At 62.9% G+C, this 12,928-nt stretch carries 13 protein-coding genes; 5 read left to right on the top strand and 8 right to left on the bottom strand.

The features are described 5' to 3' along the window. Positions 1-18: 18 nt before the first annotated feature. Positions 19-852 (top strand): 16S rRNA (adenine(1518)-N(6)/adenine(1519)-N(6))-dimethyltransferase RsmA, encoded by an 834-nt coding sequence (gene rsmA, locus FJ434_RS15390; RefSeq protein ID WP_140749342.1) that lies wholly within the window; start codon positions 19-21, stop codon positions 850-852. Positions 853-919: 67 nt separating this feature from the next. Further along, positions 920-1,213 carry a DUF1330 domain-containing protein gene (locus FJ434_RS15385; protein ID WP_027144114.1) on the top strand — a complete coding sequence of 98 codons (294 nt, stop codon included), beginning with the start codon at positions 920-922 and terminating at the stop codon, positions 1,211-1,213. 6 nt (positions 1,214-1,219) lie between these two features. Here the strand turns inward: FJ434_RS15385 and gmk are convergent, their stop codons facing one another. From gmk to fabD, 7 genes are all read right to left on the bottom strand, one after another. Further along, positions 1,220-1,876 (bottom strand): guanylate kinase, encoded by a 657-nt coding sequence (gene gmk, locus FJ434_RS15380; protein ID WP_140509905.1) that lies wholly within the window; start codon positions 1,874-1,876, stop codon positions 1,220-1,222. Between the two features lie 21 nt (positions 1,877-1,897). After that, positions 1,898-2,788, bottom strand: a complete 891-nt coding sequence (locus FJ434_RS15375) for a YicC/YloC family endoribonuclease (RefSeq protein WP_140509852.1) — start codon at positions 2,786-2,788, stop codon at positions 1,898-1,900. A gap of 155 nt (positions 2,789-2,943) precedes the next feature. Beyond that, positions 2,944-4,227, bottom strand: coding sequence for an endolytic transglycosylase MltG (gene mltG, locus FJ434_RS15370; RefSeq protein ID WP_140749345.1), 1,284 nt, complete (start codon positions 4,225-4,227; stop codon positions 2,944-2,946). A 101-nt stretch (positions 4,228-4,328) separates the two neighbouring features. Then, positions 4,329-5,591 carry a beta-ketoacyl-ACP synthase II gene (gene fabF, locus FJ434_RS15365; protein ID WP_140509849.1) on the bottom strand — a complete coding sequence of 421 codons (1,263 nt, stop codon included), beginning with the start codon at positions 5,589-5,591 and terminating at the stop codon, positions 4,329-4,331. Between the two features lie 34 nt (positions 5,592-5,625). Further along, positions 5,626-5,862 carry an acyl carrier protein gene (locus FJ434_RS15360; RefSeq protein WP_006203723.1) on the bottom strand — a complete coding sequence of 79 codons (237 nt, stop codon included), beginning with the start codon at positions 5,860-5,862 and terminating at the stop codon, positions 5,626-5,628. Positions 5,863-6,084: 222 nt separating this feature from the next. Continuing rightward, on the bottom strand, positions 6,085-6,822 hold the full coding sequence (gene fabG, locus FJ434_RS15355) for a 3-oxoacyl-[acyl-carrier-protein] reductase (protein WP_140509847.1): 738 nt from the start codon (positions 6,820-6,822) through the stop codon (positions 6,085-6,087). A 57-nt stretch (positions 6,823-6,879) separates the two neighbouring features. Continuing rightward, complete coding sequence (gene fabD, locus FJ434_RS15350; RefSeq protein WP_140749348.1) at positions 6,880-7,833, bottom strand: ACP S-malonyltransferase; 954 nt, start codon at positions 7,831-7,833, stop codon at positions 6,880-6,882. A 245-nt stretch (positions 7,834-8,078) separates the two neighbouring features. Here fabD and FJ434_RS15345 point away from each other — a divergent pair, with 245 nt between their 5' ends. Beyond that, positions 8,079-10,040 (top strand): LTA synthase family protein, encoded by a 1,962-nt coding sequence (locus FJ434_RS15345; protein WP_181165969.1) that lies wholly within the window; start codon positions 8,079-8,081, stop codon positions 10,038-10,040. 42 nt (positions 10,041-10,082) lie between these two features. On the opposite strand, the gene FJ434_RS15340 is transcribed toward FJ434_RS15345, so the two are convergent. Continuing rightward, positions 10,083-11,723 carry a pilus assembly protein gene (locus FJ434_RS15340; RefSeq protein WP_140749351.1) on the bottom strand — a complete coding sequence of 547 codons (1,641 nt, stop codon included), beginning with the start codon at positions 11,721-11,723 and terminating at the stop codon, positions 10,083-10,085. 464 nt (positions 11,724-12,187) lie between these two features. Here FJ434_RS15340 and rpsF point away from each other — a divergent pair, with 464 nt between their 5' ends. Both rpsF and rpsR read left to right on the top strand, forming a co-directional pair. Next, entirely contained in the window at positions 12,188-12,676 is a 489-nt protein-coding gene (gene rpsF, locus FJ434_RS15335; RefSeq protein ID WP_027144123.1) for a 30S ribosomal protein S6, read from the top strand. Then, positions 12,676-12,924 (top strand): 30S ribosomal protein S18, encoded by a 249-nt coding sequence (rpsR, locus tag FJ434_RS15330; RefSeq protein WP_006203718.1) that lies wholly within the window; start codon positions 12,676-12,678, stop codon positions 12,922-12,924. Before rpsF ends, rpsR begins: the two co-directional genes overlap by 1 nt. Positions 12,925-12,928 lie beyond the last annotated feature (4 nt).

Raw genomic sequence — 12,928 nt, 5'->3', positions numbered from 1 at the left:
CGCTTCCGGTCTTCGCGCATGAGCATCGATGGGCTGCCGCCGCTGCGTGACGTCATCGAGCGCCATGGGCTGCAGGCGAAAAAGGCGCTCGGCCAGAACTTCCTGCTCGATCTCAATTTGACCGGCAAGATCGCACGCAGCGCCGGCGACCTGACGAATGCCATGGTGATCGAGGTTGGGCCCGGGCCTGGAGGGCTGACAAGGGCGCTGCTATCGAACGGCGCCCGCCGGGTCGTCGCCATCGAGCGCGACGAACGCTGCCTGGCGGCGCTTGCCGAGGTGTCCGCTCACTACCCAGGTCGGCTGGAGGTGATTTCAGGCGACGCGCTGAAGATCGACTTCGCCGCCCTCGCCTCGGGAACCGACCACGCTCCGGTCCGGATCGTGGCCAATCTGCCCTACAACATCGGCACCGAACTGCTGATCCGATGGCTGACGGTCGCGGACTGGCCGCCCTTCTATGCCTCGATGACGCTGATGTTCCAGCGTGAGGTGGCGCAGCGCATCGTCGCCGCACCCGACAGCGATGCTTATGGCAGGCTGGGTGTGCTCGCCGGCTGGCGCACGCAGGCCAGGATCGCCTTCGACGTCCCGCCTCAAGCCTTCACGCCACCGCCCAAGGTCACCTCCTCGGTGGTGCATCTGGAACCACGCGCGACGCCCCTGCCCGCCGAGGTGAAGAAACTCGGCCGGGTCACGGAAGCCGCCTTCGGCCAACGCCGAAAGATGCTGCGGCAGAGCGTGAAAAGCCTCGGCGGCGAGGCCTTGCTCGAAAGAGCGGGGATCGACCCGACGCGACGTGCCGAAACGCTCAGCGTCGAGGAGTTCGTGCGGCTGACCAATGCGGTCTAGCGCCGGCAGGTCTGGAATTGTGATGACCGAGGCATAGGTAGTCTGGCAACATGCCGGAGAACCAGGAATGCCCGCCTATGTCATTTCCGATGTCACGGTCCGCGACGAAAAGGCGTTGCAGACATACCGCTCCCGCGCCGCGGCCTCGATCGCCCGGCATGGCGGGCGTTATCTGGTGCGCGGCGGCCAAGTGCAGACGCTGGAGGGTGATTGGCATCCTGGTCCGCTGATCGTCGTCGAATTTCCCGACATCGAGCGGGCAAGGCGCTGGTACGCATCCGCCGAATATGCGGCGGCGCTGGAGGTACGCGATGCCGCGCTCAGCCGACATCTGATCCTGGTCGAGGGCATGGCGCCCTGACGCCAGTCACACGGTCTTTTCGTCCAACAATCCCGACACGAAATCGAAGAGACCGGGCCGGCGGTCGCGCCGCAGCCGCTCGGCCACGACGATGCCGCGAACCTCGGCGAAGGCACGGTCGAGATCGTCATTGACGATGACGAAGTCATATTCCTTCCAGTGCTCGATCTCGTTGCGGGCGTTCTTCAGCCGCGTCTCGATCACCGCTTCCTGGTCCTCGGCGCGCCGCTTCAGCCGCGCCTTCAATTCCTTCATCGACGGAGGCAGGATGAAGATCGAGACGATGTCGGCACGCATCTTCTCCTTGAGCTGCTGGGCGCCCTGCCAGTCGATGTCGAACAGCATATCGCGGCCCTGCGCCAGCGCCAGTTCGGCCGGCTCGCGCGGTGTCGCATAGCAATTGCCGTGCACTTCCGCCCATTCGAGGAGCGCGTCGGAATCTCGCAATCGCTCGAATTCGCGCATCGTGCGGAAGTGGTAGTGAACGCCCTCGATTTCCGAACCACGGCGTGGCCTCGTGGTGACCGAGACCGACAGTTCAAGGCTGGAGTCGCTCTCCAGAAGGTTGCGCGCGATCGTCGACTTGCCGGCACCCGATGGTGACGACAGGACGAGCATCAGCCCCCGGCGGCGGATGCGGGATCCCATATCCCTGGGAACCATCGGTTCCTTGGCGACCATCGGCTACTCCAGATTCTGGACCTGTTCACGAAACTGGTCGACGACCGCCTTCAGTTCCAGCCCGATCGCGGTGACGGCGGCGGCATTCGACTTCGAACACAGCGTATTCGATTCGCGGTTAAATTCCTGTGCCAGAAAATCGAGCTTGCGGCCGACCGCGCCGCCGCCCTCGAGCAAGGCCCGGCCAGACGCGACATGCGTTTTCAGCCGGTCGATCTCTTCGCGAATATCGGCCTTGGTGGCAAGGAACGCCGCCTCCATGTGCAGCCGGCTTGCATCCAGATTGGCGGATGCGTCCATCAGCAGCCGGACCTGCTCGGCAATGCGTTCGCGGATCGCCGCGGTATCGCGTGACGGGTCGGCTTCCGCGCGCAGGGTCAGTGTCTCGATGGTGTCGATATGGCCGGACAAAAGCACGGCCAGCGCGGCGCCCTCGCCTTGCCTGGCCTGTTCCAGGCCGTTCAGCGCCACGTCCAGCGCGGCCATGATGGCGGTATCGAGCGCGGCCCGCACTTCTTCGGTTTCGATGGTTTCGGCAACGTCGAGCACGCCACGCAGCGACAGCAATCCGTCAGCCGTCGCGGGCGCAACGCCGAACTGTTCCTGCAGCCGCTTGGCCAGACCGGCGAGATCTTTCAAAAACGCCTCGTTGACGACAGGTTGCGTCTGCGCGCTGGCGGCGCGGCCGATGGTCAGCGTCGCCTGGAAATTGCCGCGGGCGAAACGCTTCTGCAGCGTTTGCCTGACCACAGGCTCCAGCCGCTCGAATCCCTGAGGCAGCCGCAGGCGAACCTCGACGCTCTTGCCATTGACGGATTTGACTTCCCAGGCAATCGCGGTGCCGTCATACTCGGCGACGACGCGCGCAAAACCGGTCATGCTCTGCAAATTCATGTCGCCCTGTACACCCCTGGCGCCTTGCCCCGAAACGGTTTTCCGGAGGGGCAAGCGCGGCTTAAAATGACCACACCGCGAGTGCGTCGAAATCGGACGCCCGGCGTTCCTTCAAATGTCAGGCCGCCGCCTTCCAGGCAACGCCTTTCTTCACCTTACTGGACCGCGCCCGCATCACCGCCGGCATTGCCGTTGTCGCCACCGGTGCCGTCGCTGTCGTCAGCAGGCTTGTCGGAAGCAGGGTTGTCGGCAGCAGGCTTGTCGGCACTGCCGCTGGTACCGGCGGCAGCGGCGGCCTTGGCTGCTTCATCGGTCTGCTTCTTCTGCAGCGCGCGATAGCGGGCGACGTTTTCATTATGCTCGTTCAGGGTCGACGCAAAGACGTGACCGCCCGTGCCGTCGGCGACGAAATAGAGGTCGTCGGTCTTCGACGGATTGGCCACGGCCTCGAGGGCCGCGCGGCCTGGATTGGCGATAGGCGTCGGCGGCAGGCCGCTGATCACATAGGTGTTGTAAGGCGTCTGCTTCTGGATGTCGGACTGGTAGATCGGGCGGTCCACCGGCTTGCCCTTGCCGCCAAACAGACCATAGATGATGGTCGGATCGGACTGCAGGCGCATGCCCTTGGCCAACCGGTTCAGGAAGACAGCAGCCACCCGTGAGCGTTCATCGCCCTTGCCGGTTTCCTTCTCGACGATCGAGGCCAGGGTGACAAAGTCCTCGACGTTGGCCAGGGGCAGATCCGGCGCGCGCCGCTGCCACACCTCATCGACCAGTTTCTTCTGATCGGCGAGCAGCTTGTCGACCATCTGCTGACGCGTTGCGCCACGCGTGAAGCGTAGCGTGTCGGTGGCAAGGCTGCCCTCGGGGGGCGTCTTCGCCGGCATATCGCCGCTCAGGGCGGGTTCGTCGGCGATGCGCTGCAAGGCCTGCTCGACCGTCAGCCCTTCGGGAATAGTCAGCGAGTACATCACCGACTTGCCGCTCTTCAGGAGTTCCATGATGTCGCGCATGGATGCCCTGGGCTTGATCTCGTATTCTCCGGCCTTGAGTGCGGAATCGTTGCCGAAGGCACGCACGCCGAGGCGGAAAACGCGGGCGTCGCTGATTAGTCCGCGGCGCTCAAGCTGGTCGGCGATATCCTGGACGCCAGTGTTGGGCTTGACGAGGAAAGTGTCGCCATTGGCGGATGGGCCGGGTTCGGTAAACTCCTGCTTGCCGAAATAGAGAGCCACGCCCGCCGCCAGAACGACCAGCATCACCGCGGAGATGACGAAGTTCATGAACACGACGACCTGGCTGCGCGAGGCGCGCGAGCGTTTCGGCGGCGGTGTTCCGGCTTCCGGCCGCAGCGCCTCGCTGGCCGTCTTCGGCACGATCGGCCCGGTATTCGCCGGCCTTTGCCCGAATTCTCCGTTGTCTGACGGATTTGTGTTCATTTCGCCCTACCGTTCGATCTCTCAACGAATCCCCTGCGGCAGAGTAGGGGCGAATATGGCAAAATTGACGGCACGCCAAAGCATTGCCGGTAGCCGGACCGTCAGCCATTATACCGCTGGAAGACGAGCGAGGCGTTGGTGCCGCCGAAGCCGAAGGAATTGGACAGGGCTACGTCGATCTGGCGAGGGCGTGGCTTGTTCGGCACAAGGTCGATCGCGGTTTCGCGTTCGGGATTGTCGAGGTTGATGGTCGCCGGTGCGATATTGTCGCGGATGGCGAGGATCGAAAAGATCGCTTCGGCCGCGCCGGCTGCTCCCAGCAAATGGCCGATCGACGACTTGGTCGACGACATTGAAATCTTGGACGCCGCATTGCCGACCAGCCGCTCGACAGCGCCGAGTTCGATCGTATCGGCCATGGTCGAGGTGCCGTGCGCATTGATGTAGTCAACATCGGCTGGCGTAAGCTTTGCCCGGTTCAGCGCCGCCGTCATGCAACGGAAGGCCCCGTCGCCATCTTCTGCCGGTGCGGTGATGTGATAGGCGTCGCCGGTCAGGCCGTAGCCGGTCACCTCGGCATAAATCTTCGCTCCACGCGCCTTGGCATGCTCGAGCTCTTCCAGCACGACGACACCGGCGCCCTCGCCCATGACGAAGCCGTCGCGGTCGCGGTCGTAAGGCCGCGAGGCCGTTTGCGGGCTATCGTTGCGCTCGGTCGAGAGTGCCCGGCAGGCGGCGAAGCCGGCGAGCGAAAGCCGGGTCACCGGCGATTCGGCGCCACCGGCCAGCATGATGTCGGCATCGCCGAAGATGATCAGCCGGGCGGCGTCGCCGATGGCGTGCGCGCCGGTCGAGCAAGCAGTGACCACAGCGTGGTTGGGGCCTTTCAATCCGTGCCGGATCGAAACCTGGCCGGACACGAGATTGATGATATTTCCGGGAATGAAGAACGGGCTGATGCGGCGTGGGCCGCGTTCCTTGAGGATGATCGCGTTCTCGGCGATGCCCTCAAGACCGCCGATGCCGGAGCCGATCAGCACACCAGTGGCGCAACGCTCCTCCTCGGTTGAAGGCTGCCAGCCGGAATCCTTCAGCGCTTCATCGGCGGCCGCGATCCCGTACAGGATGAAGTCGCCGATTTTGCGAAGTTCCTTCGGCTCAAGAATGGATTCGGGATTGAGCGTACCGTTGGAGCCGTCGCCACGCGGAATGACGTGGGCGATCTTGCAGGCAAGATCGTCCACCTCGAACTCGGTGACGCGCTTGGCAGCGCTGCGGCCGGTCAGCAGTTCCTTCCAGCCGTGCTCGAAGCCCATGCCGAACGGTGAAACCAGGCCAAGGCCCGTGACGACGACACGCCTCATCGCAGGTCCTCCCCGGTGATGACTGCCGAAAGCGTCAGGCCGAAGCCTTGTCAATATACTTCACCGCATCGCCGACGGTCAGAATGGTCTCGGCTGCGTCATCGGGGATCTCGACACCGAATTCTTCTTCGAACGCCATGACCAGTTCGACCGTGTCGAGGCTGTCAGCGCCCAGATCATCGATGAAGCTCGCCTGCTCCGTCACTTTGTCGGCATCGACGCCAAGGTGTTCGATGACGATCTTCTTGACGCGCTCTGCGGTGTCACTCATTTGGGCATCCTCGTCTTTTGTTTGTCTGTCTTCGTTAGCGGGCGGAATGCCGCTAATCAAGCTGAAAGATGGTCCTGCCGGAAACGCAACGGCCACGGACCGGTTTTTGCCCGAACCGCCGGGTTGCGGGCCGCATTACACGAAAAATAGCCAAGGTCCAAGCCGAAATGGTGGGTTTTCACAGCGCGGCGATGTTACCGCGGACCTCGCTCAGATCCTCGCTCAGATCATCGCCATACCGCCATTCACATGAATGGTCTGCCCGGTTACGTAGGCGGCCTCGTTCGAAGCCAGATAGGCAACGGCGGACGCCACTTCGGCACTGGTGCCCATGCGCTTCGTGGGGATCGCCGCCATGATCGCCTCTTTCTGCTTGTCGTTGAGCTTGTCGGTCATCGCCGATTCGATGAAGCCCGGAGCGACGCAGTTGACGGTGATGTTGCGGGTGGCGATCTCCTGCGCCAGCGACTTCGACAAGCCGATCATACCGGCCTTGGAGGCACAGTAATTCGCCTGGCCGGGATTGCCGGTCACGCCGACCACCGAAGTGATGTTGATGATGCGGCCATGGCGGCGGCGCATCATCGGGTGGGTCAGTTCACGGGTCAGCCTGAAAACGGCGGTGAGGTTAACCTCCAGCACCGTATCCCAGTCGGCGTCCGACATGCGCACGAACAGGCCGTCCTTGGTGATGCCGGCATTGTTGACCAGAATGTCGACGCCCTCGAGATCGGCCTCCGCCTTCTGGCCGAGTGTCTTGACCTCGTCGCGGTTCGACAGGTTGGCCGGGAACAGCTTGACCCGGTCGCCCAGTTCGGAGGCCAGCGTTTCCAGTTTCTCGAGGCGCGTGCCGTGCAGGCCGACGATCGCGCCCTGCGCATGCAGCACCCTGGCGATCGCCTCGCCGATGCCCCCCGTTGCGCCGGTGACAAGCGCCTTGCGGCCGGTCAATTCGAACATTTTTGTCTCCAGGTTGAGAAGAGGGCACCCCGCATAGGGATGGTATCAAATGGCGTTTTATGCAAGCGCCGCCAATGCCGCCTCGACCTCGGCCGCGGAACCTACAGAGGCGGTGGCGATGTCGCGGTTGATGCGCCGCGCCAGGCCCGAAAGCACCTTGCCGGCGCCGATCTCGTAAAGCGTGGAGACGCCGTTGGCGCCGAACCATTCCACCGTTTCGCGCCAGCGCACGCGGGCAACCACCTGTTCGACCAGACGCCGTGCGATCTCATCGGGGTCACTAGTCGGAGTGACGGTGACGTTGGAGACGATGGGCACCACCGGCGCGGCCCTCGCGACGCTCGCCAGCGCCTCGCGCATGATCTCGGCCGCCGGTGTCATCAGCGCGGAATGGAAAGGCGCCGAAACCTGCAGCATCAGGGCCCGTTTGGCACCCTTTTCGGTGCACAGTCTCGCCGCCAGTTCCACCGCGGCTCTCGTGCCTGATATGACCAGCTGACCGCCGCCATTGTCGTTCGCCACCTGGCAGGCAGCGCCCTTGCCAGCGCCCAGGGCTGCCTCGGCACAGGCAGCTTCGACATCGGCCTGCTCCAATCCGATGATCGCCGCCATGGCGCCCTCGCCGGCCGGCACCGCCGCCTGCATGGCGTTGCCGCGAATGCGCAGCAGACGGGCGGCATCGGCAACGGAAACGAAGCCGGCGGCGGCGAGTGCCGAATATTCGCCCAGCGAATGGCCGGCGACATAGGCGACCTTGTCCTTCAGCGAGAAACCGCGCGCTTCCAGCGCCCTGATCGCCGCCAGCGATACCGCCATAAGGGCCGGCTGCGCATTGGCCGTCAGCGTCAGGGTCTCTTCGGGACCTTCCCAGATCAGCTTCGACAGGTTTTCGCCAAGAGCGTCATCGACTTCCTGGAAGATCCTGCGCGCCTCTGGAAAGGCATCGGCAAGATCCTTGCCCATGCCGACAGCCTGGCTTCCTTGTCCTGGAAAGGTGAATGCGACGGCCATGCGAGGGCTCCCCAGACTTGTTTTGCTTGCCTGATACTACGAATTTTCCCTGCCTGTGACGCAAGGCAGGCCGCCAAGTCAAGCCCGGTTCAACCCGGCGCCTAATCCGAACCATGCGCCGAGCGCCTGTTCCCAAAGGGCTTTGCGGCGATCACACCTGATGAAAACCGCTCACGAATCGTTTGCTGGCTCTTCTTATTTTCGTCACAGGCGCTAGCTTTGCGTGACAATTATATGACAATCGAATGACATGGATTGTCTTGGGGTGGGAAGTTAAAGTGGCAAAGAGCTCCAAACGTGCCGGCAACGCCGTGCCGCAGTTCCTGGAAGACGATCCGTCCACCGGCTATCTCCCGGGCCGGCGATGGCCGGTCGTCCGTTACGGGCTGATCAGCCTGGCGATCTCGGCCGTGCTGGTGTTCGCCATCGAACTGATCGTGCGCGGCGATGTTGCCGGCACCGTTTCCTTCTTCCTGCAGCCGTTCAAGCCGGGCTGGACAACCATCGTCGTGTTCGCGCTGGTCCTGATCGGTCTCGACGCGGTCCTCGGGCGCAGTCATCAGAGCCTGATGATCGTGGCGCCGCTGACCCTGTCGCTGGCCTTTGTCGGCCACCAGAAGTCGCATTATCTCGGCGATCCGCTCTATCCGACGGATTTTCTCTATGCCCGCCAGATCTTCGCCCTGCTGCCGCTGCTGGTGCGCGAGCGGCCTATGACCGCGCTCGCCATGGTCGCGGGCATCGTCGCCGGCCTGTCCCTGCTCGTCTACGGTTGGCGGCTTTGGCGCCGCGAGGTTCCAGCCCTCAGCCACAAGGGCCGCCTTGCCCGGCTGACGCTGGCGGTGCCGCTGCTCGCCTTCTTCGTCTCGATCATGGACTACGCCACTTTCTCGTGGACGCGGGACCGGCTGCAGATCATCCCCATCATGTGGGACCAGAAGGAAAACTATGCCTCCAACGGCTTTGCGCTCGCCTTCGCGCTCAACGTCCCGATGGCGCATGTCTCGGCACCACCAGGCTATTCCGACAAGGCAATTGCGGCCATTGACCGAACCAATGTGACGGCCTCGGTACCTACCGAGAAGCCCGACATCATCGTCGTCATGAGCGAATCCTTCTGGGATTCGACCAAGCTGCCCGGCGTCACCATCACCCCCGATCCGATCCCCAATGTGCGGGCGCTCCGCTCGGGCTCGATGTTCTCGCCTGAATTCGGCGGCATGACCGCCAACATCGAATTCGAAGCGCTTACCGGGTTCTCGAACGCCTTCCTGCCGGCCGGCAGCATCCCCTACCAGCAATATGTACGCACCCCGACGCCGTCGATGGCGACCTTCCTGAAGAGCGAAGGCTATAGGGCACGCGCCATCCATCCAGGCACAAACTGGTTCTGGAATCGCGGCGCGGTCTATGCCGATTTCGGCTTCAACGACTTCAAATCGGAAGAGACGCTGCCGCCCATGGAAAAGCGCGGACCGCTGGCATCCGACGCCGCGATGACCGACGAGATCATCCGGGAAGCCAACGCCAGCGACGACCCGGTCTTCTTCTTCGCCGTCAGCCTGCAAAACCATGGCCCGTATGAACCGAACCGCTATTCAAACCCGACCCACTCGGTGCAAGCCCCGATCAGCCAGTGGGCGCGTGACTCGCTGATCTCCTACGCCGAGGGTTCAGCCGACGCGGACCGCGGCCTCGAGCGGCTGATCGAATGGGCCAAGACGCGCGAGCGGCCAACGATTGTCGCCTTTTTCGGTGACCACCTGCCGCCGCTCGGACCGGTCTATGTCGAGACCGGCTTCCTGAAGGACAATGTCGCGCCACGCAAGGAACCGACACCGGAGGCGGCTCTCGAACACCACGCGACACCGCTGATCATCTGGTCGAACCGCTCGGGCCCGGTCGAGAATCTGGGGACGGTGAGCCCTGCCTTCCTGCCCTATCATATCCTGACCGCCGCAGGCATTACCCACCCCTACTACACCGGTTTCCTGGGCGAGATGCGGGAGCGCTATCGCGTCGTCGACCGCAACTTGTTGCTGACGCCGACGGGCGAGGCGACGTCCGACTGGGCTCGGCAGAAGGAGATCGACCCGGCGATTCGCGATTTCCGTCTGTTGCAATATGACATGATGTTCGGCAAACGCCTCGCGGCACCCGACTTCTTCCCTGAAACGGTCGACAAGGTTGTCTCCCATACGAGTTGAGCCGACCGGTCGGCTCAGGCCCGATGCTCTCGGGCCATCGGTTCAATTCGTCAATTGCAGCTTCGAGAACTTGTTGGCGATCTGCAGGAACACGTCCGGCAGTTTGGTCGGGTCATTGACGGCATAATAGTTGCTCGGGTCGGAAGCGCAGGCGCTGTAAAGCGTGCGGTTGGCGGGCGTGTCGGATTGCAGCACCAGAGTATAGATTTGCACGCCCTCGTTCTTCAACTGCGTGCAGACGCTCTTGGTCCAGCCGTCGACATTGCGGGCCGCCGTGGCCTGGTTATCCGACCCGAAGCGGCCACCCGCCAGATAGCCATAGGATGTGTAGTCGGATTTCGTCGGCTGTTCGCTAGCACCATAGACGACATTCTCACCGTCGGTGAGCAACAGCACGATTTTGCTGATGCCAGGCGTCTTCCACGGCGCCCCGTCGGTATAAGGCGGAGCGGGCGACAGCACACGCATGCCCCACGACAGGCCCTCCGACACGTTGGTGCCCGAGCCGTTCCACTCGGTCATCTGGCTTGCCGCCTTGCGCAGCTTGTCGAAATCTTCGGTCAAGGGAACGACAGGGGTCGGGCAGGAACGGTTCGGGCCAACGGTGATGGAAGTTCCTGTCTCGGTGATAAGTTCCTTGTCTGGCGCCACATATTTGGCGACTTTTTCCTTGGTGGCTTTGTCGGGATCGCTGCCGAGGCCGCTGAAGTCGATGCCGAGCCGGTTGTTGCCTTTCTGTTTGTCCAGCTTGATCGTGTCGCCGGTGTCGGCGAGATAAGAATTGTTGTAGTATTTTGCCTCATTGCCATAGGTGCTGGACGGCATCTGCGCATCTCCGGGATCATCCGGCGCAAAATAGGGAACGAACAGCGTGTCGGGCTTGGTCGGATCGGGCGGCGTGTCGGAAATGTTGTAGGCGCCGGGCCGCGCCTCCACGCAGCCCTTCCATCCCGTGTCGTTCCATCCGGGCTCGGCCCATCCGGTGTCCTTGAGCTGCTTGAACAGCGCCATGTGGTTCGGGCGTTTGCCGTCGATGACGGGGAAATTTATGCCGTTGGTCGAGGATTTGCCGTCCATATCGATCCAGGACGGGTCGAACCCGTCGCCATTGACGTTCACGGCCGTGACGAATGGCACCAGTGAGGCACGGACCTGGCGCGTCGGCGATTTTGTCGATTCGAGAGTATCGAGCAATGATTTGGTCGCGGCCCTGAGCGCCGTCATACGGGCGCCGCGCATCGAGCCAGTATTGTCCAGCACCAGCACGACTTCGAGCTGATTGTTCGATTCGACCGCCGAGGCATCGACCACGATGTGCTTGCTTTGGCCAAACAGGAAAGCGAAGTTCAGATTGACGTCGGCCGAGGCGACCGCCTTGGTCTTGATGAAATTGACGCCCTTGTCGGCGGTCAGCGTCGCCTGCGCGTTGACGAGTTCGCCATGCCCGGCGATGTTTGCCTGGAAATAGCGGTTGAAGGCGTCGGTGCGGGTAATGTCCAGATCGCCAAGATGCGACGAGGCAAGGTTTGCGGAATCGAGCGCGTTCTGCAGGTTGCTCTTCGCCCGCATCATGGTCGAGACATCGGTCGCGAAGGCCACGGCTGACAGAATGGCTGGCAGCCCCAACCCCATCAGAAGCGCGAAATTGCCGCTCTTCGAGCGCCAGAATCTGTTGAGAAGCATCCTTACCCCCGGAAATGCCTGCCGCTTGATATGCGCGGTTGCCCGGTCTTCTGCATGTTGCATGATGAATCGACCGTTGACGGTGGGGCTCAACCCGGCGCAGGCTGACATTGTGGTTAAGCGCCAGTTGCCGGGAAAATCGCCAGGTCTTGCGCGCGCCGCAGCTTGATTTTGCGGTGGCTGCGACATCGGGGATGCCGCTTGCCCTTGCCTTATCAGCGGATTGCTGTATAGACGCCGCCAATCTGCCGGTCCCAGCTGGGGGCTGAACGGAGGGCCGGAGGTTTTTTCTAGAACCTTCGTGTGATGCCAGAAGCGCTTCCGCCTCCCGTGTCTCCGCTCTCGACCGTCTCGTCATGCTCCTTTCTTCCCCGCGCCGTTCGAGGCACACGCGGGTCAGAGAAGTTGCAGAGGCTTTTGCCGCCGGGAACCGGGAGAGAAACGAAGAAAGGCACTGATACATAATGGCTCTTTACGAACATGTGTTTCTTGCCCGGCAGGACCTCTCGCAGCAGCAGGTCGATGCGCTTGTCGAACAGTACAAGGGCGTCATCGCAGCAAATGGCGGGTCCGTCGGCCGGGTCGAGAACTGGGGACTGAAGTCCCTCACCTACCGGGTCAACAAGAACCGGAAGGCATACTACACGCTGATGGACCTCACCTGCCCGCCGGCGGCGCTCAACGAGATGGAGCGCCAGATGGGTCTGTCCGAGGACGTGCTGCGTTTCCTGACCATCAAGGTCGAGGCGCATGAGGAAGGCCCTTCGGCCATGATGCAGAAGCGCGAAGAGCGCTCCGAGCGCGGCGGCTTCGGCGATCGCGACCGTGGCGATCGTCCGGCGCGCAGCTTCGGCGACCGCGGCGATCGTGGCCCGCGTTCGTTCGGCGATCGCGAAGGCGGCGATCGTGGTCCGCGCCGTCCGCGCGAAGGTTTTGAAGGGGGTGCAGAATAATGGTCGACATCAACCAGATCCCGACCCGGCGCCCTTTCCATCGCCGCCGCAAGACCTGCCCGTTCTCCGGCGCCAACGCACCGAAGATCGACTACAAGGATGTGCGTCTGCTGCAGCGCTACATTTCCGAGCGCGGCAAGATCGTGCCGTCGCGCATCACCGCCGTCAGCCAGAAGAAGCAGCGCGAGCTCGCCAAGGCGATCAAGCGCGCCCGTTTCCTCGGCCTGCTGCCCTACGTGGTTCGCTAATTCT

Origin of the sequence: Mesorhizobium sp. B2-5-13 (genome assembly GCF_006440535.1) — a bacterium.
Lineage (GTDB): Bacteria > Pseudomonadota > Alphaproteobacteria > Rhizobiales > Rhizobiaceae > Mesorhizobium > Mesorhizobium salmacidum.
This window is presented reverse-complemented; position numbering and strand designations above follow the sequence as displayed.